The organism is Bacillus sp. SRB3LM (assembly GCF_015712745.1).
Lineage (GTDB): Bacteria > Bacillota > Bacilli > Bacillales > Bacillaceae_G > Bacillus_A > Bacillus_A thuringiensis_K.
This window is the reverse complement of sequence record NZ_VWVQ01000078.1, coordinates 1-21365: the sequence shown is the minus strand read 5'-3', so window position 1 is coordinate 21365 and position 21365 is coordinate 1. Positions and strand designations below refer to the sequence as shown.

Here is a 21365-nt window from a genome sequence, read left to right as displayed (position 1 = left end):
TTCTGGCAGAGAAGAAGGGATTCGAACCCTCGCACCGCGTTCGCGATCTACTCCCTTAGCAGGGGAGCCCCTTGAGCCACTTGGGTACTTCTCTATAAATATGGCTCCGCAGGTAGGACTCGAACCTACGACCGATCGGTTAACAGCCGATAGCTCTACCACTGAGCTACTGCGGAACAATTATGGTGGGCCTAAATGGACTCGAACCATCGACCTCACGCTTATCAGGCGTGCGCTCTAACCAGCTGAGCTATAGGCCCATAATTGAAAAGCGGGTGAAGAGAATCGAACTCTCGACCAGAGCTTGGAAGGCTCTTGTTTTACCACTAAACTACACCCGCATTAAATTGTAAATGGTGAGCCATGAAGGACTCGAACCTTCGACCCTCTGATTAAAAGTCAGATGCTCTACCAACTGAGCTAATGGCTCATTTTGAAAGTGGTGCCGACTAGAGGACTTGAACCCCCAACCTACTGATTACAAGTCAGTTGCTCTACCAATTGAGCTAAGTCGGCTTGCGACTTCAAAATGGTGGCTCGGGACGGAATCGAACCGCCGACACGAGGATTTTCAGTCCTCTGCTCTACCGACTGAGCTACCGAGCCTTTATGTAAAAATGGCGGTCCCGACCGGGGTCGAACCGGCGATCTCCTGCGTGACAGGCAGGCATGTTAACCACTACACCACGGGACCATTTGGTTGCGGGGACAGGATTTGAACCTGCGACCTTCGGGTTATGAGCCCGACGAGCTACCGTGCTGCTCCACCCCGCGACAATACTATTCATATAAAATTATATGGTGGAGGATGACGGGATCGAACCGCCGACCCCCTGCTTGTAAGGCAGGTGCTCTCCCAGCTGAGCTAATCCTCCGAAGTGGTGACCCGTACGGGATTCGAACCCGTGTTACCGCCGTGAAAGGGCGGTGTCTTAACCACTTGACCAACGGGCCAATATGTATGGCAGAGAAGAAGGGATTCGAACCCTCGCACCGCGTTAGCGATCTACTCCCTTAGCAGGGGAGCCCCTTGAGCCACTTGGGTACTTCTCTGTATGGCTCCGCAGGTAGGACTCGAACCTACGACCGATCGGTTAACAGCCGATAGCTCTACCACTGAGCTACTGCGGAATAATGAAGACAATTTGTATCTTATAAAAATTCTCTCTGTAAGTCAAGAAGTTTTTAACAACATCTTGTTCAAACTTGACATGTTTATAATATACTGGATTGCGTTTTTACTGTCAAGATGTTTTCGATATCGGTTTGAGTTTCCCTTTACACTTTCCACAGACATATCTTTTTGTATTTATTTGACGCCTTCTTACATATTGAAGTGAACACTCCATACATTCATACTTGTAAACCTTTTTTTCCTTCTCTTCATTAATCATTCGTTTACAAAAACGTGGTGCATCAACTTTCTTTAACAACTCACGAAAATCTCTATCCCTGTGCTTATACCCTCTTCCTGCAATATGTAAGTGATAATGACAAAGCTCATGTTTAATAATCCCGACTAACTCTTCTTCACCATACACTTCGTAATATCGATAATTCAGTTCGATATTATGACTCTTCAACAAATAACGCCCACCAGTTGTACGTAATCTATTATTAAACACTGCTTTATGTAAGAACGGCATCTCAAAGTATTGTAGTGACACTTCTTCCACTAGTCCCTGAATTTCTTGCTCATCCACTCTCATTCCTCCTAAACAAAAAAATATTTTTACACTTTTCTCCCTTCTTATACATATATTAAATAGTACATATACCCATCCTCATGTAAGAAGCGTGGTTTCTAAAAACAAAACATGAATAGAAATCCACTCACCAACCTCTCATCAATAGCATTTTAGATTTTTGAGAGCAGGATTAAACAAGGAGGGATTCCTATGCCTACGTGGCTAAAAAAACAAATGCAACGTGCATATTTCGAAAAAAACCGGTATCAAATTAAATTATTAAATGAATGCTGGTTTTATTATAGCAAAATACATCAAAGCTCATAATCCATTACACTTTTTATTCCATAAAAAAAGAGCAGTTTCATCTGCTCTCTTCTCTTACTATTCAATCGGCAACATAGATAGTGCAACGCGTCCTTTTTTTGTATCAATATCATCTACCCATACTTTTACAATTTGCCCTACTGATACAACATCTAACGGATGCTTTACAAACTGTTTGCTAAGTTTAGAAATATGTACTAAACCATCTTGCTTTACGCCAACATCAACAAAAGCACCAAAATCAACAACGTTACGAACTGTTCCTTCTAGTTCCATACCACGTTTTAAATCTTCTAATTTCAAAATCCCTTTTTTCAGAAGTGGTTTAGGCAACTCATCCCTCATATCTCTTTCTGGACTAATAAGCGCATCTATAATATCAACTAACGTCGGCTCCCCAACTCCTGTTTCTTGAGATAACTTAGAAATCTCTACTTCTTCCAATCTCTTTTGTAATTGCGGTTGTCCTACGTCATCTATCGATAACCCTAGACTATTCAATAACAATTCAACATTTTTATATTGCTCTGGATGAATACCTGTTCGATCTAATGGATTCGCTCCTTCTAGTATACGTAAGAAACCTATACATTGTTCATACGTCTTTGCACCTAAACGCGGGATTTTCTTTAATTCCGTGCGCTTCGTGAATTTCCCATCTTCTTCTCTCTTTGCCACAATATTTTTCGCAACAGTTTTCGATAAACCTGAAACATATTGTAACAATGCAACCGAAGCCGTATTTACATTAACCCCAACTTGGTTAACAGCTGTTTCTACTACAAATGTTAATGACTCATTCAGTCTCTTTTGAGATACATCATGTTGGTATTGTCCAACCCCAACTGATTTAGGATCAATTTTCACAAGTTCAGCAAGTGGATCTTGCAGACGTCTTCCAATAGAAACGGCACTTCTCTCTTCAACTTGTAAATTTGGGAATTCCTCACGGGCTAAATCAGAAGCCGAATACACACTCGCACCCGCTTCATTTACAATAATATAAAAGACATCTCGGTTCACACTTTGTAATACATCTACTATAAACTCTTCTGTTTCTCTAGATGCTGTCCCATTACCAATTGCAATCATTTCAACTTGATATTTATCTATAATAGAAAGAACTTGCGTTTTTGCATCATCATATTTACGAACAGGTGGATGCGGATAAATAACATCAATATGTAGTACTTTCCCCGTATCATCTACTACAGACAATTTACAACCAGTTCTATATGCCGGATCTACCGCTAGCACGACTTTCCCTTTCATCGGAGGTTGTAATAATAAGTTACGTAAGTTCTCAGAGAAAATATGTATCGCTTGTTCTTCAGCTGTTTCTGTTAATTCTTTACGAATTTCTCTTTCGATTGAAGATTGAATTAATCGTTTATAACCATCTTCAATCGCTAATTGTACATAATGTGCACTTTTCGAATCGTTATCACGAATTACTTTCTTATTTAAGAAAGTTACTATCTCATCTACTGGCGGAACAACAGCAACTCTCAATATATCTTCTTTCTCGCCACGATTCATTGCTAATACACGATGTGGTACTACTTTTTGCAATGGTTCTTCATAACTGTAATACATTTCATATATATTCTTTTCATCTTTTTCTTCATCTTTCACGGACGAAGACATAACACCTTTTCTAAAAGTAACATTTCGAATCCAACTACGATACGCAGCTTCATCTGAAACCATTTCTGCAATAATGTCTTGTGCACCTTGTAAAGCTTCTTCTGCAGATTGCACTTCTTTCTCTACATTAATAAATTCCACTGCCTTTTTAGCCGGATCTTCTTTCTTATATAACAATAACCATTCAGCTAATGGTTCTAATCCTTTTTCTTTAGCAATTGTCGCTTTCGTTCTTCTTTTCTCTTTATATGGACGATATAGATCTTCTACTTCTTGCAACTTTGTAGCTTTAACAATTTGCTGTCGTAGCTCTTCTGTCAGTTTCCCCTTCTCATCAATAAGACGAAGAACTTCTTCCTTCCTATCTTCAAGTTGCATCATATATTGCCATCTCTCTAAAATCGTACGAATTTGCACCTCATCTAAAGAGCCTGTCCATTCTTTTCGGTAACGAGCAATAAATGGAACTGTGTTACCTTCTTCTGTTAATTGAATAACATGACGAACTTGCTTTTCGGTAAAGCCTAATTCTTTCACTAACATTTTCATTAACGCTTGTCGATTATCTACCATTTCCATATACAACCGTAACCTCCTCTATAATAAAAAAAGTTGCCCTTCAAAGAGAGCAACTTAAACTGCCGATTTAAAAATCTATTAGTCCTAAACTAATTTGTAACGCTTCATCTACACGACTCATCATCACTTCATCCAAATGAGTGATTTTGTCCGTTAAGCGTTGCTTATCGATTGTTCGAATCTGCTCAAGTAAAATAACAGAATCTCTCTCAAAACCATACTTTTTCGCATCAATTTCCACATGAGTGGGTAATTTCGCTTTTTGAATCTGTGCAGTAATAGCCGCTACAATCACCGTTGGACTAAAACGATTTCCGATGTCATTTTGAATGACAAGAACCGGACGAACGCCTCCTTGCTCAGAACCAACAACTGGGGAAAGGTCTGCAAAATACACGTCGCCGCGTTTTACAATCAAAATATTACCCCCCGCTAACTAAGCGTTCTACTGTATGAGCTGCTTCATACTCTGCTAAGAAAGCTTCAGATGCAATACCAAGATTAATTTTTCCCATTTCAATGTACCCACGTCGCATTGATTCATGTTGGTAGCGTTTCTTCGTCTTATGTTGACGCAATAACAATTGTGTTGCCTGGCAAATTAGTTCATGGCGATTCTTATTCTCTTGTTTTCCAATTCCGTCCAATTCCGTTACCATTTGCTTTGGCAACCGAACCACGATTTCAGTAGTTACACTTGATTCGGACACAAAAATACACCTCCACCGTCAACTACACACCCAAATATATATATGACACCTATTGTAATAATACCATTGTATGGAGCCTGTTGCAAAGACTTCCTTATTCCTTGCTTATGTTTTCCAATTCACAAACAAAACATTCATCTTCTTAAATTTTTTATCTCATAACTAACTAAAAACAATAGAACTCCTCTTCAAAACTTACGTGCAACTTATATAAAAAATGATTATAAGTAAAAAGCTTCTCATCAAAAAGAGCTTATTATCCAGCAATGAACAGTCACTCCAATGACAAGAAGCAATCATACTACCTTCTATATATTGTTCAAGTAATTAATTATCTCTACAACCTTACCATTCCGTATAAATATTCTTGGCACACGGAAACTAATCGTTGCAATAATTTCATAATTAATAGTCCCTGAGTATTCCGCAACCTCTGTAGCGCTAATATACTCATCTCCTTGCCTTCCAATAAGCGTAACTTTCGTACCAAGTGGCACTTCACAAGGAAGATGAATCATGAACTGATCCATTGTTACTCTCCCTACAATCGGTACCCTTTTACCATTTATAAGCACTTCAAATCCTTGTAACCTTCTAAGCCACCCATCTGCATAGCCAATCGCTACAGTCGCAATCCATTCTTCAGTTTTCGTTCGGTAGGTGACGTTATAACTAATTCCATCACCTTTAATTACCTGTTTAATATGAGCGACTTTCGTATGAAGTGATAGCGCCGGTTCTAATTCAAATGGTAAAAAAGGACGTATTTCTACAGAAGGAGATAATCCATACATTGCAATCCCAATTCGCACTGCATTAAATGTAATCCCTTGAAAACGTAACGTCGCAGCACTATTAGCTGTATGAACAAGCTTAGGATCCACTCCGAATTCTTTCAACCAACTTAACTGCTCTAAGAACGTGTTATATTGCTTATCAAAATACGAAGTCTCAACCTCATCTGACGTTGCAAAATGCGTGTATACTCCTTCTAACTCTAAAAACGGTGCACCCTCTAAACTCTTTAAAAATTCTTTTAGCTCTTTTCTTTCACGTATTCCAATTCTCCCCATACCACTATCAAAGTTAATATGGAATTTCATTACAGATGAACCATCCCAAAGTTCAATTGCTTCGTCCACCCATTCTTTTTGAAAAACAGTTAGCGCTACATCATTTTCAGCAGCTACATTTACATCACGTGGCGGCGAGGGACCTAACACTAAAATCGGCTCAGTAATACCAGCCCTCCGAAGCACTAAAGCTTCATCTAAAAAAGCAACAGCTAACCTTGTTGCACCTGCTTCTAATGCCGTTTTAGCCACCGGTACATAATCGTGCCCATATGCGTTTGCTTTAACTACAGCAAAAATCTCTACATTACTTGGGATGAACTCTTTAATATGTGTAACGTTGTTATAAATGGCATCTAAATCCACTTCCACCCAAGTGTCACGGTAAAATGGTGCTTCTTCCATAAATACACTTCCTTATACACGATATGCGAAGCTTATTCTTTTATATGCTTCTTTTATGAAATCCACCTTCAAACTAAGAAAAGACGTGGTGCACATATATCACCACGTCTAAGAAGTTTACTTCACCTGCTTCGCTGTAACTGAACGAGCAACCATTAACAGCTCCTTCGGCTCTAAACCTTTAGACACGAGCATATATTCTACTCCGTTATGCGACCACGTTACAGAGTCTTTCGTCAATGCACCAATCGTAAATCCAAGATCAACTGGTTCTCCACTTACACTTACCGCTGATGAAGCCTCTGCAACTTTTGCCTTTTCTTGTATTAAAGTAAAGGATTTCTTATTTCCAGTGTATGTGAGTATCGCACGCTTGCCACTGTCTGTCTTCAACTCTTTTTCATCTTGCAGAGTCATACCTTGTGGTGTATCAAGTGGATACAAAATAGCAAACGGTTTTTCTTCTTTCGCTGTAGTTTGAACATCTACCTGCGCTCTAGACATATTTTGTTTCGTATCAAATGCACCTTTATCAAATTTCGCATCAAATTTCACTTTAGAGAAATCTACTTTCACAAGAACATTTTGATCATTATCCATTAACTTCACTGAAACTGGAGTCAAATCGCTCTTATTCAATGTAATCTCTTGTCTAGGCAACATATTTTGATGTTGATAATTTGTTTTTGTTTTAAAAATATAATACTTATCTGTTTTCTCAAAAGTAAGGTTTTTCTTGTCCTGCAAAATATCTCTTACAAGTGATTCATATAAATAAGCCTGGCTACTATTTTGCGGCCAATCACTTTGAAAACGGAAGCTCTTATTAAGTGCTGGCGTTAATACAAATACACCTTCTTCATTTCTCAAAATAATTTGGCTTTGATCTTTTTTTGCATTTTTTAAATTCACACGATAAAAAGACGGTTCCTTATGCCAAATCTCTACGTTATACTCTTGAGGCTCATTGCCTGTTTTAATAGATAATTTTGCCTCAGCTTGATAACTTTTCATCCCTTTTACTTTTGATTCTAAATCTCTCACGACATCATCTTGCTTCTTTTCCATACAACCCGCCAACACAAAAACGGTCAACAAACCGACAAGAACTAAAAACAGACGCCTTTTCATCAATTCAGCCCCTTTGCCCCTATAAATGAATGGAAGATGTACCTTCCTTATCGCTACCTCAAATATATGAGACAAAGATATAAAATATGCAGACTAGCGTGACGAGCTTTCTAAAACAACTTGAGCAACAGCAAATTCCTTACTATGACTAATTGATAAATGAACAATATACTCTGTACTTGTAATCAGAATTGGCTTACCTCTTTCATCATTTTTCACTTCAATATCTAAAAAACTCACTTCTTTTCCGATACCAGTACCTACAGCTTTTGAATACGCCTCTTTCGCTGCAAACCTTCCAGCTACAAACTCTGTAAGGCGACTTCCTTTCAGCCCCATAGCAACATTACGTTCATTTTCCGTTAAAATACGTTCCATAAATTTAAGCTTTCCATCTAGCATTTTTTCAATACGATTTAATTCAATAATATCGATACCAATCCCTATAATCATTTCGAAATCCCCTTCTTCTATTTAACTTTCTTCTTTCATATTGATAAGAATAACAGAGAATCTTTCTGATGCAAAAGGGGTGAAAGTAACCGTATGCTAATAAGATCCACCCATATTTCTTTACAACCGACTATTCTTACCTTACTTCTTATTCATCTAGTCATGATGATATTAGGCGACTTTTTTCTCTTCCCACTGGCAGCCTCTAATGAATATATCGCTAAAGGAGAATGGTGGCGTGTCATAACTTCTCTTCTTGTACACGTAGACTTACAACATTTTCTTTCTAATATTATTTTTTTGTTTGCTCTTGGTTCTTCTATCGAAAAGCAACTCGGATACTTTTCTTTTTTTATTCTATTTTTTCTCTCTGGAATTTCAGGAAATATTTCTTCTTATATTATTATGCCACTTGAATATATTCACGCAGGTGCATCAGGTGGTATTTTCGGACTATTAGGTGCACAGTTATTTTTATTGTACAATCGATACCGCTCTTCAAAACCAAAAGAAATTGCTATTTTTTCAATTATGATACTTCTATTACTTCTATTTACTTTCTTTAATCCTTCTGCCAATCCGATCAGTCATTTAACAGGTTTAATAACCGGTGGCATTTTAACCCCTTTTTTAACAAAAAAAAACGATGGTGCAAAGCTTATTTAATATAAAAGCTTGCACCATCGATAATTTCTACATCTACTTGTTCACTTAAATCTCTCATTAATTGAAATAAAGACTCATCCTTCATCTTCGCCTCAATCATACAATCAATTTGCGGAACACTTCCCTTTATCCTTCTTAAAAAAGATAAAAATGCCTCTACATTAATATAATCTGCATGAGCTCTTGGATCTTTTCCCTCTCTAGGGCTAGAGATATGCATTTTAACCGGCAACAAAGACGTTTCCCACGTATGAACGACACGTGCCCAATCTTCATACCAATCTTCTTGCTCATTATTCATCATATGGTGATGCAAGTCAAATACGACGGGAATATCTAATTTTTCTCCTAAATATAATGTTTCCTCTAACGTAAAGGTTGTATCATCATTTTCTAATATAATCATTTCTTGAATACCCCTTGGGACATTCGACCAATTCTCTATAAAGCGCTCTAATGCAAGTTCTTTATCTTTATATCCTCCTCCAACGTGCAGTACACATCGTTGCTTATGTTCAATCCCCATACCTTTTAATAATTTTTTGTGCATCTGCAATGTTTTTACAGATTGTTTAAAAACACTCTCCTCAGGTGAATTTAGTACAACAAAATGATCTGGATGGAAATCAATTCTCATATTCATATGAACTGCATATTCACCTAGTTTTTTTAAATTTTCTTTTAAAGGACGAATATAGTTCCACTCTATCAATTCCTCATGATTCGCTAAAGGAATGAGCTTTGAACTGAGCCGAAAGAAAGATATGTCATGCCCTTTATTATGCTTTAATAAACGTAAACAATTTTCTAAATTGGAATTAGCAATTCTTTCAAGTTTACGAATTGCAGCAGCACGATCATCTAATTTCTGAAACTGTGCATACGTCATCGTTTGAGATGGAGATGCATTCTTCAAATGTACACTCATCGCAACGTAACCAAGCCTTACAAGCATATAACAGCCCCTTTTCTATCATAACTATTATGTAGTATGCACAATTATAGAAATAAAAAAAAGAGAATGCCCGCAAAGGGCATTCTCTTTTTTTATTAAGCTTGTGGACGGCTATGATGTTTTCTTTCGCCGCGTCCATTTGAAGAACCAGGGCGACCTTGCCCTTCACCTCTACGACCACGACTACCACCATCACGATTGCGATCACGGTTTCCGTCACGATTACGTCCATCACGGTTACGGTCACGATTACGTCCATCGCCACCGCCTCGTGCATCACGACTACGATTACGGTTACCATCACGGTATCCGCCTCCGTTACCGCCGCGTTTTTTAGAACCGCCGCCTCTTGAAACAACAGGTGGTTCTGATGTTAAAGCGATCGGAGTTGTATCCGGCTCTTTAGTCATCATTTTTAAAGCAGCAGCTACTACTGTTACAGAGTCATTTTCTTCTAACATTTCTTCTGCAATACGCTTGTAGTATGCTAAGTTTTCATTTTCAATTGTGCTTTGAAGCTTTTCAGCGATTAAACGTTGTTGACCTTCTAATGCCTCGTCAAGTGTCGGTGCATCCATGCGGTCCATTTTACGTTTTGTTGTACGCTCGATATTTTTTAATTGTCCTGATTCACGTGGTGTTACAAATAGCATTGCAATACCTTTTTTACCTGCACGACCAGTACGACCGATACGGTGAACGTATGATTCTGGATCTTGTGGAATATCGAAGTTATATACGTGCGTTACGCCTGAAATATCAAGACCACGTGCAGCAACGTCTGTTGCAACAAGAACTTCAATAGAACCTTCTTTAAATTTACGTAATACAGACATACGTTTCGCCTGAGTTAAATCACCGTGAATACCTTCTGCAGCATAACCACGTAAGTTTAATGCTTCTGATAATTCATCAACACGGCGCTTTGTACGACCGAATACGATTGCAAGCTCTGGAGATTGAATATCTAATAAGCGTGTTAACACGTCAAACTTTTTCTTTTCTTGCACTTCTAAATAGAACTGCTGAATGTTTGGCATTGTTACTTCTTTTGCTTTTACTTTAATGTGTTGAGGCTCAGTCATGAAACGCTCAGCAATACGGCGGATTGGATCCGGCATTGTCGCTGAGAATAGTAATGTTTGATGTGTTTCTGGCACATCTGTTAAAATTGCTTCAATGTCTTCAATGAAGCCCATGTTTAACATTTCATCCGCTTCGTCAAGAACAACTGTCTCTACGTTTTGCAGACGAAGTGTTTTACGGTTAATATGATCTAAAATACGACCCGGCGTACCAACAATAATGTGTGGGTGTTTTTTTAGAGCACGAATTTGGCGGTTAATATCTTGACCACCATAAATTGGTAAAATACGAACACGTTTATGCTTACCAATTTTGTATAATTCTTCTCCAACTTGAATTGCTAATTCACGCGTTGGCGCGATAACAATACCTTGAACCGATTCTTTATGTGTATCCACTTTATCTAATAGTGGTAATCCGAATGCTGCTGTTTTCCCTGTACCTGTTTGCGCTTGCCCAATAATATCTTTACCTTGCAATGCATGTGGAATTGTTTCAGCTTGAATTGGTGTAGCCTCTTCAAAGCCCATACTTTCAACAGATTGCAGTAAAGAATCACTTAATCCTAATTCTCGAAATGTTGTCAATGTTACTTCTCCTTTTCTATCCTATACTTATCATTTAAAAAAAGGCGTTTTCCGAATTTGCGGAAAAGCCCTTTTCCTGAATGCTCACGTATATAAACGGGCGTATATTCTTCACGAAAATACTTCTAAACGTTATTACACTTTATCAATTATAAGTTTTGTATGTGTAAAAAGCAAACCCAACTGTTACCTTATTTTCATATTCAGAGTTTTTTTCTTCACTTTTATTTTTTTATATTTACTGTAAGCGCTTATTATAAGTTTCTTCTATTTTCGTAACTATCATCCCTATTTATATACACCAATTATTTCAACATCGTAATTACTTCTTCTAATTTCATACCGCGAGATGCTTTTATTAATACAACATCTTTCACATCGACTACTGCTTGTAAATCTTTTACTAACTCTTCTTTATTATCATACGCCTTTACACGTTCATTAGGGAAATTAATTTTCGCTCCTTCAGCAATTTGAGCCCCTAATCTACCGTATGTGAATACATACGAGATTTTTGCTGGATCGATTAATTTTCCTACCTCATAATGGAACTGTACTTCTTGATCTCCAAGTTCTAACATATCACCGAGCACAACGATTTTTTTAGCAAAACCATCTAAACCATTCATTAAATGGAATGCTGCTTCCATAGCCGTCGGACTTGCATTATAAGCATCGTTGATAATTGTTAAACCACTATTTGTTTTCACAATTTCCATACGCATGCCCGTCATTTGAAGTGTTACTAAACCTTCTTTCATCTCTTCCCACGTTACACCAAAATGTTTCGCAATTGCCATTGAAGCAAGTGTATTATACACATTATGTTTTCCTAACACAGGTAAGTAGAATGAAATATTTTCATCTCTATTCATTTTGAAATGTGTCCCAGTTGCTTGTAATGTTACAGTCGTTGGATAATAATCGTTTGCTCTTGCATCACCAAACGTAACCGTTTCTGCTGCTAAATTCATTTCAGGAACACGATTCGTTAATAAAGGCTCATCTCCGTTATATACGAACACGCCACCTTCTTGTAACCCTGTAACAATTTCTAATTTCGCTTCAGCAATTGCCTCACGAGATCCTAAATCCATTAAATGTGCCTCACCGATATTCGTAATGATAGCTGCATTAGGACGAGCTAACTTAGATAAGAATTCAATTTCGCCTCGGCTTGACATACCCATCTCTAATACTGCTACTTCTGTATTTTCTTCTAAGTTTAAAATGGTAAGAGGTAATCCGATATGGTTATTGAAGTTCCCTTCTGTTTTTTGCACTTTGAATTTAGTCGCAAGAAGACTTGTTACAATATCTTTCGTAGATGTTTTACCGTTACTACCCGTTACACCTACAACTTTAACATCCAATTGATCACGATAGTTTTTCGCTAACATTTGCAATGCCGATAGCGTGTCTTCCACAAAAATAACCGGAAGATTCTCAGGTGGATTCGCTACATCTTTCATCCATAATGTAGCCACAGCTCCATTTTCAACAGCTTTATCTACAAAACCATGTCCATCAAAGCGCTCCCCTTGAATCGGAACATACAAGTTTCCTTTTTCAATTTTTCTTGTATCAATAGACACGCCTTGAATAGTAATTCCCTCATATTGCTCTGCTAATCCAGTACCATTTACCATCTGTTCCACTTGCTTTAACATTCGCTTTATCATATAGAAACGCTCCTTACATAGAGGAAGCACTATTCCTATGAATAGTGCTTCCTCCTTTTTTGTTAGATTGTATATTTAATTTTTTGTTTTTCTTCGTGACGTTCAATCGCTAAACGAATTAGCTCTTCGATTAATTCTGGATACGGTAACCCAGTATGTTGCCATAATAGAGGGAACATACTGAACGGTGTAAATCCTGGCATTGTGTTTACTTCGTTAATATACACTTCTCCATCTTTCGTTAAGAAGAAATCAGCTCGCGTTAAACCTGCACCGTCTAATGATTGGAATGCAATAATCGCATCACGCTTAATTACATTAGATTCTTCTTCTGTCATTTCAGCTGGAATAATTAGCGCTGTATCACCATCGATATATTTCGACTTATAATCATAGAAGTCCTTTTTCGGAACGATTTCACCTACAACTGAACATTTCGGCTCATCATTACCTAGTACCCCAACTTCTACTTCACGACCTACAATATTTTCTTCTACAATAATTTTGCGATCAAATTGGAATGCCTCTACAAATGCATCCTCAAGTTCTTCACGATTTTTACACTTATTAATACCAACACTTGAACCAAGGTTCGCTGGTTTTACGAAGCAAGGATATCCTAACTTATCTTCTACTTTAGAATAAGCTTCCTCACGATTTTTTTCCCATGCACTACGAATGAAGGATGCATATTTTGCTTGTTTTAAACCAGCCTCTGCAAAGATGTTTTTCATAACAACTTTATCCATACCAGCAGATGATGCTAGAACACCATTTCCTACATAAGGGATATTCATTAATTCTAATAGTCCTTGAACCGTTCCATCTTCACCGTTTGGTCCATGTAGTAATGGGAAAATAACGTCAATAGCGTTCTCCTCAGAAGCTGCAGATGGGATAATTTCTGTACTTAATGATAACGGAGAAATCGCATTTTCTGCACCGCTCATTTTTAAAGCTTCAACATCTGTTACTTCGCCTTCAATACGCTCACCACGTACCCATTGACCTTGTTCTGTAATATAAATTGGATGAATCTCGAATTTATCTTGATTTAACGCTTTAATAGCAGCAAGAGCCGTCTGTAGCGAAACTTGATGCTCAGCTGATTTTCCACCATATAATAAACCTAATTTAATTTTCGTCAATGAAATCACCCTAACCAATTGTTTTCATTTTTCTATTTTAGCACTTTTTATAAAAATAGGTAGTTCCTATTTGAAATAAAATGTAACTTCCATAAATAATTAAATAACATCACTTATTGGTTTTTCATTTCATTTTCTATATAGGTACACAAAATAAAATGGCAATCTAATCTAGTTATGTACCTAAAATATGTAGAAATCCCCTTTTTTGTGTATGTCACCTATTCACTAAGACGATTGTTTGGTTAGTGTGTCTTTTTGCCTTTGCTCAACAAGGCGATCTAAAGAAACATATACAATACCTGCAACTACACATCCTACAGCTAAAATTGTAAATAGAAAGTGACCAAGTAATCGATCTAATAAAAAACCTCCCAAAAGTGGGCCAAATGCGCTTCCTGTAATCCACTGCAAACTTGCAGCTCCCATATAAGTCCCTCTCAAATGCTCAGGGGCCAAATTTGCTACAAATGTCATCTGTACAGGCGACATAATCATTTCACCTAACGTATATATAGCATAAACGAACAGTAGTGTTATTAAAATAATTGTAGCATTTGTATTAAATTCTCCAAACCACTTCGGTAACCACCCTATAAAAAATAATCCAATCCCGAATAAACATGCACCATATAACATCGTCTTCCCGACTGGTTTATCCGTAGCCCATTTTGAAATTTGAAACTGGAATAAAACAACTAATAGTCCGTTTAACGCCATTAAATATGGATATGGATTATTCGTTCCAAAAATACGCTTCATTTCATTATCAAAATGTAGTGGCAACATGCCTTCGGTTTGAGAAAACCCCATCGAAATGATAATACCTGCTAATAAGTAAATCATTAATGCCTTATCTTGCATTACAATTTTCCAAACTGCTCCAGATTCCTTTTCTTTATGTTCTTCCCTATCTGTCCTTTTTGGCATCGTCTCTTGAATAAGAAGTAATACAAGTAACGCATAAAATAGCATTGTAGAAGAGGCAATAATAAACACAAGGTTCTTTGACAACACAACTACTGATGCTCCCATTATCGGACCAATCGCAGCACCTATATTGTGTCCCATTCGTAATAAACCATATGCCTCTGTTCTTTTTTCTGGTACCGTTACATCTGCGACCATAGCTGATGCAGCTGGATGAAATAAAGAATTACTCAACCCTAAAAAAATAGATAAAATTGCATATGGAATAAATCCTTCTATAAATAGAAAACCGAGCATTAATAACGCATTACTTGCCATAGAAAATATCATAATAGGCTTTCTTCCATATATGTCAGCAATTCTCCCTCCTATAAGTGACCCAAAACTTGCAGCAATTGGAGAAAGCGCCATAATAACCCCAACTTCCAACAACGAATCTACCTTATCTTTTAAATATAATGCAAAAAAAGGCATTAACATCATCATTGCAATTCCATTTAACGTCTCTCCAATAAATCGAATCCATACGTTACGGTCCATCTCCCTTAACTCACGCCACGTATTTTTCATCATTTCACCCCTTTAGTTAGCCAACAATTATCTTATAATAAGTTCGGAAAAATGTAAATTTTCAAACAAAAAATCCATTCTAACAGAATTAGAATGGATTTTTCCGCTTATAAATTCGCAACATCTTCTTCTTTTTTACTATTATTTAAAGCACTATGTTTTCGGCTATATAAGAAGTAAACCGCTATACCAATAACCATCCATATCCCAAAACTAATCCACGCTGTCCCCGATAATTGAAGCATTAAGTATAAACAGAAAATCACTGTTAATGCTGGTAAAAATGGTACAAGCGGAGCCTTAAATGCCCTTGGTAAGTCTGGATGAGTTCTTCTCATTACGATTACCGCAACAGCTACGAGTGCAAATGCTGACAATGTCCCCATATTTACAAGATGCGCTAAAACATTTAAATCTATTAATCCTGAAATCAGTGCCGCAATAATTCCCGTTGTCCATGTATTTAAAAATGGCGTTTTAAATTTCGGATGAACTTTAGCTAGACGCTTCGGCAGTAAACCATCTCGGCTCATCGCATAAGAAACACGAACTTGCCCATACATCATAACTAGCATTACTGTTGTAATTCCTGTAATTGCTCCTACTGAAATTACCCCCGCTAAACCATCTTGTCCAATAAATTGAAGTGCGAAAGCAACTGGATCTGATATATTTAGCTGCCCGTATGGAACAATTCCTGTCAAAATAAGCGAAACAACGATATAAAGAACTGTACAAATTAATAACGATGCAATAATACCAATTGGTAAATCACGTTGCGGACGTTTCACTTCTTCTGCCGCTGTTGAAACTGCATCAAATCCTATAAATGCGAAAAATACTGTAGCCGCTCCAGCCATTACACCATCTAAACCAAATGGCATAAAAGGCGTCCAGTTTTCAGGTTTCACATAATTAAAACCAGCAAAGATAAAAATAAGAACAACTGCTATTTTAATAAATACCATAATGTTATTTACTCGTGCACTTTCACGAACACCCCTAGATAAAAGAACTGTCATCACTAAAATAATTAGAACTGCAGGTAGATCAATTATTCCACCCTTACCTGTACCAGGAGCCGAGGAGAGAATAGTCGGGATATGAATTCCAAACCCCTTTAATAAAGATTGAAAATATGCAGACCAACCGTTCGCTACAGCAGATGTAGCAAGTAAATATTCCAGCATTAAATCCCAGCCAATTAAAAATGCGAATACTTCCCCCATCGTCGCGTATGTATACGTATACACACTGCCCGAGACAGGAACTGAAGAAGCAAATTCAGCATAACAAAATGCAGCAAAGGCACAAGCTAGAGCGGCAATCGCAAATGATAATATAATAGCTGGCCCAGAATGTTTCGCTGCCACAACACCCGTTAGAACAAAAATACCAGTTCCAACAATTGCTCCGATTCCAAGCATAGTTAAATCTAGCGCGCCCAATGTTCTTGCTAACGTTTTTTGCTTACTTTCTTGCATTAACTTTGCAATTGGCTTCTTTTGAAAAATTCGCTTCATCTTTCACTCCTCCAAGTTTTAAATTTTCTGAAAATTTTTAATTCGCTTTTTTATTTTACTCATTACGCTTTTCCTAGTCAATACTTTTGTCGAAACAAGTAGAAATTCTTCTAAATATGCACGATCCTTATCATTCTTTCTATATATCTTTCGACAACTCTTTTTGGTATTATTACACATGTCGATTCCACAAAAAAGGCATGCTCCCTTATTGAGAGCATGCTTTTTTTACTTATTTCACAGTATATGAACCTTGTTCAATCCAGCTATACATATACTTTTCATCTTCTGTTTCATGTGCTTGTTTGACAATACGAAGCGGACGGAATGTGTCTATCATAACAGCTAATTCAAGCGTCTCTTTCTTCCCTATACTTGCCTCCGTTTTCCCAGGATGCGGCCCATGGGGAATCCCGCTCGGATGAAGTGTAATAGAACCTTCTTCCACACCTTTGCGACTCATAAAGTTTCCTTCTACATAGTAAAGAACTTCATCACTATTAACATTACTATGATAATATGGTGCCGGAATTGACTCTGGATGATAATCGTATAAACGTGGTACGAAAGAGCAAATAACAAAATTATGTCCTTCAAATGTTTGATGTACTGGCGGCGGCTGATGAATGCGCCCTGTAATTGGTTCAAAATCCTCTACATTAAATACCCACGGATATAAATAGCCATCCCATCCAACAACATCTAACGGGTGGTGTCCTAAAACATGTTTATGCATATAGCCTCTTGATTTTGTCATTACGACAAACTCGCCTTTTTCATCATATGTCTCTAATTTTTCTGGACCACGAAGATCTCTTTCACAAAACGGACTATGCTCTAACAATTGTCCGTATTCATTTCGATAACGACGCGGCGTTGTAATTTGGCTATTCGCCTCTACAACAAGAAACTTAGTCTCTCCTTCATCTGGAATAACACGATAAATCGTTCCAATTGGAATCGTTACATAGTCGCCTTTTCTATAGTGAATCGTTCCAAACATCGTTTCAATTTTTCCTGTTCCATAATGAACAAATAACATTTCGTCGCCATCACCATTACGATAGAAATAATCCATTTTTTCTGTTGGACTCACTACTCCAATTAACAAATCTTCATTTCCAAGTATGAAATTCCGTCCACTTATTGCATCACCACTTTTTTTACTTTCTTTCGTTCGAAAGTGGCGATGAGAAAGAGCAACATCCTCTTCATACTGCAACTGACAAGAATGCGATAATGCAGAATGACCTACTTCTGTTGGCATATAATGATGATATAAAATAGACTGCGTACCAGAAAAACCTTTTGTTCCCATTACCTGTTCACGATAAAGCGATCCATCTTTTTTACGAAATTGTACATGTCGTTTATGAGGTAGTTCTCCCATGTGACGATAAAACATGCCCATCACCCGCTTCCTTTTCTTTTTTGATCGTATTACGTAGTGTACCTAAACCAGTAATCGACAGTTCTACAACATCTCCATCTTGTAGCCACTCTTCTGTACCCAGTTCTAAAATACATCCTGTTCCTACTGTCCCAGAACCAATCACATCTCCTGGATATAACGTAACGTCCTCTGAAGCACGTTCAATCATTTCAGCAAATGTATAGTAAATATCTTGGAAGTTTCCCTTTGATAATAGTTTTCCATTTACATGAGCAGTCATTTCTAAATTATATCGATCACCATTACGATAAACGTCTAATTCCTCTTTCGTAACGAGATGTGCTCCTAAAGAAGTTGCAAAGTCTTTTCCTTTCGCTGGACCGAGACCTACTTTCATTTCTGTTGCTTGTAAGTCTCTCGCACTCCAGTCGTTCATAATACAATAACCAAAAATATATTCCTCTGCTTGCTCACGAGAAATATTTCGCCCTTCTTTTCCTATTACGCAAGCAATCTCCAACTCATAATCAAGCTTTTTAGACTTTTTCGGACCAATTACAAAATCACCGGAACCAATTACAGCACGATGATTAGTAAAATAAAAAACCGGAATATCATACCATTCAGGCACAACATCTAATCCTCTTCGTCCGCGAGCTGTTTTTACATGTTGTTCAAATGCGTAAAAATCTCGAATACTACTCGGATTAGGAAGAGCAGCTGTCAATTGTACTTCTTCTAAAGCATATATACCCTTATTTGGATTCTTAATATTCCGTACTACTTCTACATACTCATCTGCTTTCTCTAAAAAAGCCATCATAGAAGAAGGGATTTCTCCTTCACTAGCAAGATTCATATCTATTACTTTGTCACCTTCAAGCCATCCAGCTCGTAGTTCTTTTGAAGGAAGACGAAATGTAACAAATTTCATCCTGATTCCTCCTTATAAAAATGAAATTTCCACCAGCAAAGGGACTTTTGCTGGTGGATACAAATCTTATAAGTTCCCGCGACGCTCTTGTTCTCTTTCAATTGATTCGAATAACGCTTTAAAGTTTCCTTCACCAAATCCACGAGAACCTTTACGTTGAATGATTTCAATAAATAAAGTCGGGCGATCTACAATTGGTTTCGTAAAGATTTGTAGTAAGTAACCTTCATCATCACGATCTACTAAGATCTTTAATTCTTTTAACTTATCAATTTCTTCATCAATTTTTCCAACTCGTGCAGTTAACTCATCATAATAAGTATCAGGTGTATCTAAAAACTCCACCCCATTTGCACGAAGCGCTTCAACTGTTTTAACAATATCACTTGTTAATAAAGCAAGATGTTGTACACCAGCTCCATTATAGAATTCTAGATACTCTTGAATTTGTGACTTTCTCTTTCCGTCTGCTGGTTCGTTAATAGGAAACTTAATACGACTTCCATTCGTCATAACTTTCGACATTAACGCCGAATACTCTGTACTAATATCGTCATCATCAAAATGAATCATTTGTTTAAAGCCCATAACATTCTCGTAATAACTAACCCACTCTTCCATTTTTTCAACATTACCAACTACATGATCAACAGCAATTAAACCAGACTCTTCAAATGGAATATTAAATTCTACCTTTTGGAATCCTGGCATAAATGCCCCTTTATAATTTTTACGCTCTACAAGCGTATGAATTGTATCACCATACGTACCAATAACTGCTTTTTTCAATGTACCTTCCTCATCTGTTAATTCCTGTGGTGGAGCAATTGCGACGGCACCACGTTTCACTGCTTCTGAGTATGCTTTATCAACATCATCAACAAGTAGTGCCACATCCTTCACGCCATCACCATGAGTCTTTACAAACTCTGCAATACGATTTTCACTACTTAAAGCTCCAGACACAACGAAACGCATATTTTTTTGCACAAGAACATAAGATACCTTTTCACGGTTTCCAGTTTCTAATCCAGAGTAAGCTACAATTTTGAATCCGAACGCTCTCGCAAGATAATAACTCGATTGCTTTGCATTCCCTACGTAAAATTCCAAATGATCTACATCACGTACTGGAAAAAAGTCCTCCATTTGTGCAGCTAGCGTATCCATAGATTTTTGTTTCATAATATCTTCATCCCCCTGTAAATAGATTAAATGGTCCATACTTAAAACCAACCGAAAACGCTTCCAACATTAATTAATAGAAATTAGTTAGCAAGCTAACAAATTCTGACCTTTAAAATTTTCTATCTTTTCTGTCAAATTCCTCTTTTTTTCTTACATATAAAATTCGACTTTTTTCTCTTTGAAATACAGCTTGATTTTATTCAATGGATTTTTGATTATTCGTTGAATCAAGTTTCAACCGCAGCGTTTAATTAGCATTGAATGCTGGATAATGAGGTAACTTTAATACTTGAGGGTATATAAGAAGAATATAAAAAAGACTCCAACATATTAACTACTTACCAATACGTTAGAATCTTTATTTTTTTTGAATGATTGTATTTATATATCTCATACTAATACATTTGCAAGGAATAGAATAAATGATGTTACTATTACCGCTCCACCTAAGGATCCTAATAAATCTGTTTTTGTTACTTGAAACACTTGTTCACTGTTCATATCCCTCATTCTCCTTCCTTTTTTGTTTGATTTAAAACTTCTATTATACTAATACGCTTGATAGAAATACGATTAACGCTGTTAATACTACTGCCCCACTTGCTGATCCTACGAAGTCACCTTTTGTTACTTGTAATACTTGCTCTTTCATATCTTTCATTCTCCTCTCTTTTTCTTTTATTACAAAAC

General features: G+C 37.1%; 20 protein-coding genes and 13 tRNA genes. 2 read left to right on the top strand and 31 right to left on the bottom strand.

Translation table 11 applies throughout. The annotated features are described in order from the left end of the window. Positions 1-3 precede the first annotated feature (3 nt). From F3I02_RS23780 to F3I02_RS23715, 14 genes are all read right to left on the bottom strand, one after another. Positions 4-94 (bottom strand) — tRNA-Ser (locus F3I02_RS23780). Between the two features lie 7 nt (positions 95-101). Then, positions 102-176: transfer RNA gene (locus tag F3I02_RS23775), tRNA-Asn, on the bottom strand. Between the two features lie 7 nt (positions 177-183). Then, positions 184-260, bottom strand: a tRNA-Ile gene (locus F3I02_RS23770). Positions 261-270: 10 nt separating this feature from the next. Further along, a tRNA-Gly gene (locus F3I02_RS23765) sits at positions 271-341 on the bottom strand. Positions 342-354: 13 nt separating this feature from the next. After that, positions 355-430, bottom strand: a tRNA-Lys gene (locus F3I02_RS23760). Between the two features lie 10 nt (positions 431-440). Continuing rightward, positions 441-516: transfer RNA gene (locus F3I02_RS23755), tRNA-Thr, on the bottom strand. A 14-nt stretch (positions 517-530) separates the two neighbouring features. Further along, positions 531-606, bottom strand: a tRNA-Phe gene (locus F3I02_RS23750). Positions 607-618: 12 nt separating this feature from the next. Beyond that, positions 619-694 (bottom strand) — tRNA-Asp (locus tag F3I02_RS23745). 3 nt (positions 695-697) lie between these two features. Further along, positions 698-774, bottom strand: a tRNA-Met gene (locus F3I02_RS23740). Positions 775-799: 25 nt separating this feature from the next. Further along, positions 800-875, bottom strand: a tRNA-Val gene (locus F3I02_RS23735). A gap of 4 nt (positions 876-879) precedes the next feature. Next, positions 880-954 (bottom strand) — tRNA-Glu (locus F3I02_RS23730). A gap of 8 nt (positions 955-962) precedes the next feature. Further along, positions 963-1053, bottom strand: a tRNA-Ser gene (locus F3I02_RS23725). Positions 1054-1056: 3 nt separating this feature from the next. Next, positions 1057-1131, bottom strand: a tRNA-Asn gene (locus F3I02_RS23720). A gap of 113 nt (positions 1132-1244) precedes the next feature. Next, entirely contained in the window at positions 1245-1703 is a 459-nt protein-coding gene (locus F3I02_RS23715; RefSeq protein ID WP_000344229.1) for a SprT family protein, read from the bottom strand. A 195-nt stretch (positions 1704-1898) separates the two neighbouring features. Between F3I02_RS23715 and cmpA the strand changes: the two genes are divergently transcribed. Continuing rightward, positions 1899-2015 (top strand): cortex morphogenetic protein CmpA, encoded by a 117-nt coding sequence (gene cmpA / locus F3I02_RS23710; protein ID WP_001143642.1) that lies wholly within the window; start codon positions 1899-1901, stop codon positions 2013-2015. Between the two features lie 57 nt (positions 2016-2072). Here the strand turns inward: cmpA and F3I02_RS23705 are convergent, their stop codons facing one another. The 6 genes from F3I02_RS23705 to acpS form a co-directional block, all read right to left on the bottom strand. Beyond that, the gene (locus tag F3I02_RS23705) at positions 2073-4241 is read right to left on the bottom strand and encodes a Tex family protein (protein WP_000426239.1); all 2169 of its coding nucleotides are present in this window, start codon (positions 4239-4241) and stop codon (positions 2073-2075) included. A gap of 67 nt (positions 4242-4308) precedes the next feature. Next, positions 4309-4659 (bottom strand): type II toxin-antitoxin system endoribonuclease NdoA, encoded by a 351-nt coding sequence (gene ndoA, locus F3I02_RS23700; RefSeq protein ID WP_000635965.1) that lies wholly within the window; start codon positions 4657-4659, stop codon positions 4309-4311. A 4-nt stretch (positions 4660-4663) separates the two neighbouring features. After that, a complete protein-coding gene (locus tag F3I02_RS23695) occupies positions 4664-4951 on the bottom strand; it encodes an antitoxin EndoAI (protein WP_000004570.1) in 288 nt (95 codons plus the stop codon). Between the two features lie 308 nt (positions 4952-5259). Beyond that, a complete protein-coding gene (gene alr / locus F3I02_RS23690) occupies positions 5260-6429 on the bottom strand; it encodes an alanine racemase (RefSeq protein WP_000390613.1) in 1170 nt (389 codons plus the stop codon). Between the two features lie 117 nt (positions 6430-6546). After that, positions 6547-7497: a LolA family protein gene (locus F3I02_RS23685; protein WP_002163824.1), complete on the bottom strand. Its 951-nt coding sequence runs from the start codon at positions 7495-7497 to the stop codon at positions 6547-6549. Positions 7498-7653: 156 nt separating this feature from the next. Next, complete coding sequence (gene acpS / locus F3I02_RS23680) at positions 7654-8013, bottom strand: holo-ACP synthase (RefSeq protein WP_196478489.1); 360 nt, start codon at positions 8011-8013, stop codon at positions 7654-7656. Positions 8014-8106: 93 nt separating this feature from the next. Between acpS and F3I02_RS23675 the strand changes: the two genes are divergently transcribed. Then, positions 8107-8679, top strand: coding sequence for a rhomboid family intramembrane serine protease (locus F3I02_RS23675; RefSeq protein WP_196478488.1), 573 nt, complete (start codon positions 8107-8109; stop codon positions 8677-8679). Here the strand turns inward: F3I02_RS23675 and uvsE are convergent. The 11 genes from uvsE to F3I02_RS23620 all read right to left on the bottom strand — a co-directional run bounded on the left by uvsE (position 8672) and on the right by F3I02_RS23620 (position 21336). After that, entirely contained in the window at positions 8672-9634 is a 963-nt protein-coding gene (gene uvsE / locus F3I02_RS23670) for a UV DNA damage repair endonuclease UvsE (RefSeq protein WP_000961160.1), read from the bottom strand. The two genes, F3I02_RS23675 and uvsE, sit on opposite strands and share 8 nt — an antisense overlap. Before the next feature lie 95 nt (positions 9635-9729). Then, entirely contained in the window at positions 9730-11307 is a 1578-nt protein-coding gene (gene cshA, locus F3I02_RS23665) for a degradosome RNA helicase CshA (RefSeq protein ID WP_000206584.1), read from the bottom strand. Between the two features lie 305 nt (positions 11308-11612). Beyond that, positions 11613-12989: a UDP-N-acetylmuramoyl-tripeptide--D-alanyl-D-alanine ligase gene (gene murF, locus F3I02_RS23660; RefSeq protein ID WP_000595965.1), complete on the bottom strand. Its 1377-nt coding sequence runs from the start codon at positions 12987-12989 to the stop codon at positions 11613-11615. A 62-nt stretch (positions 12990-13051) separates the two neighbouring features. Next, the gene (locus F3I02_RS23655) at positions 13052-14137 is read right to left on the bottom strand and encodes a D-alanine--D-alanine ligase (protein ID WP_000161427.1); all 1086 of its coding nucleotides are present in this window, start codon (positions 14135-14137) and stop codon (positions 13052-13054) included. Positions 14138-14365: 228 nt separating this feature from the next. After that, on the bottom strand, positions 14366-15637 hold the full coding sequence (locus tag F3I02_RS23650; RefSeq protein WP_000799727.1) for an MDR family MFS transporter: 1272 nt from the start codon (positions 15635-15637) through the stop codon (positions 14366-14368). 107 nt (positions 15638-15744) lie between these two features. Continuing rightward, complete coding sequence (gene bcaP, locus F3I02_RS23645) at positions 15745-17160, bottom strand: branched-chain amino acid transporter BcaP (protein WP_000821075.1); 1416 nt, start codon at positions 17158-17160, stop codon at positions 15745-15747. 232 nt (positions 17161-17392) lie between these two features. Then, positions 17393-18565, bottom strand: coding sequence for a homogentisate 1,2-dioxygenase (locus tag F3I02_RS23640; protein WP_013141710.1), 1173 nt, complete (start codon positions 18563-18565; stop codon positions 17393-17395). Next, complete coding sequence (locus F3I02_RS23635) at positions 18531-19487, bottom strand: fumarylacetoacetate hydrolase family protein (RefSeq protein WP_000673997.1); 957 nt, start codon at positions 19485-19487, stop codon at positions 18531-18533. The genes F3I02_RS23640 and F3I02_RS23635 overlap by 35 nt, the downstream gene beginning before the upstream one ends. Positions 19488-19553: 66 nt before the next feature. Continuing rightward, positions 19554-20672 (bottom strand): 4-hydroxyphenylpyruvate dioxygenase, encoded by a 1119-nt coding sequence (gene hppD, locus F3I02_RS23630; RefSeq protein ID WP_000810923.1) that lies wholly within the window; start codon positions 20670-20672, stop codon positions 19554-19556. Between the two features lie 393 nt (positions 20673-21065). Next, positions 21066-21176, bottom strand: a complete 111-nt coding sequence (locus F3I02_RS23625; RefSeq protein ID WP_001083693.1) for a DUF3948 family protein — start codon at positions 21174-21176, stop codon at positions 21066-21068. A gap of 43 nt (positions 21177-21219) precedes the next feature. Continuing rightward, on the bottom strand, positions 21220-21336 hold the full coding sequence (locus tag F3I02_RS23620; protein ID WP_000654250.1) for a DUF3948 family protein: 117 nt from the start codon (positions 21334-21336) through the stop codon (positions 21220-21222). Between the last annotated feature and the right edge of the window lie 29 nt (positions 21337-21365).

Excerpts from the sequence above, each read along its gene's own strand:
- F3I02_RS23705 (WP_000426239.1), bottom strand. The coding sequence starts at position 4,241 with ATGGAAATGGTAGATAATCGACAAGCGTTAATGAAAATGTTAGTGAAA.
- murF (WP_000595965.1), bottom strand. The coding sequence starts at position 12,989 with ATGATAAAGCGAATGTTAAAGCAAGTGGAACAGATGGTAAATGGTACT.
- F3I02_RS23620 (WP_000654250.1), bottom strand. The coding sequence starts at position 21,336 with ATGAAAGATATGAAAGAGCAAGTATTACAAGTAACAAAAGGTGACTTC.
- cmpA (WP_001143642.1), top strand. The coding sequence starts at position 1,899 with ATGCCTACGTGGCTAAAAAAACAAATGCAACGTGCATATTTCGAAAAA.
- F3I02_RS23625 (WP_001083693.1), bottom strand. The coding sequence starts at position 21,176 with ATGAACAGTGAACAAGTGTTTCAAGTAACAAAAACAGATTTATTAGGA.
- F3I02_RS23675 (WP_196478488.1), top strand. The coding sequence starts at position 8,107 with ATGCTAATAAGATCCACCCATATTTCTTTACAACCGACTATTCTTACC.
- hppD (WP_000810923.1), bottom strand. The coding sequence starts at position 20,672 with ATGAAACAAAAATCTATGGATACGCTAGCTGCACAAATGGAGGACTTT.
- F3I02_RS23685 (WP_002163824.1), bottom strand. The coding sequence starts at position 7,497 with ATGGAAAAGAAGCAAGATGATGTCGTGAGAGATTTAGAATCAAAAGTA.
- alr (WP_000390613.1), bottom strand. The coding sequence starts at position 6,429 with ATGGAAGAAGCACCATTTTACCGTGACACTTGGGTGGAAGTGGATTTA.
- F3I02_RS23635 (WP_000673997.1), bottom strand. The coding sequence starts at position 19,487 with ATGAAATTTGTTACATTTCGTCTTCCTTCAAAAGAACTACGAGCTGGA.
- bcaP (WP_000821075.1), bottom strand. The coding sequence starts at position 17,160 with ATGAAGCGAATTTTTCAAAAGAAGCCAATTGCAAAGTTAATGCAAGAA.
- uvsE (WP_000961160.1), bottom strand. The coding sequence starts at position 9,634 with ATGCTTGTAAGGCTTGGTTACGTTGCGATGAGTGTACATTTGAAGAAT.
- acpS (WP_196478489.1), bottom strand. The coding sequence starts at position 8,013 with ATGATTATAGGGATTGGTATCGATATTATTGAATTAAATCGTATTGAA.
- F3I02_RS23640 (WP_013141710.1), bottom strand. The coding sequence starts at position 18,565 with ATGTTTTATCGTCACATGGGAGAACTACCTCATAAACGACATGTACAA.
- F3I02_RS23650 (WP_000799727.1), bottom strand. The coding sequence starts at position 15,637 with ATGAAAAATACGTGGCGTGAGTTAAGGGAGATGGACCGTAACGTATGG.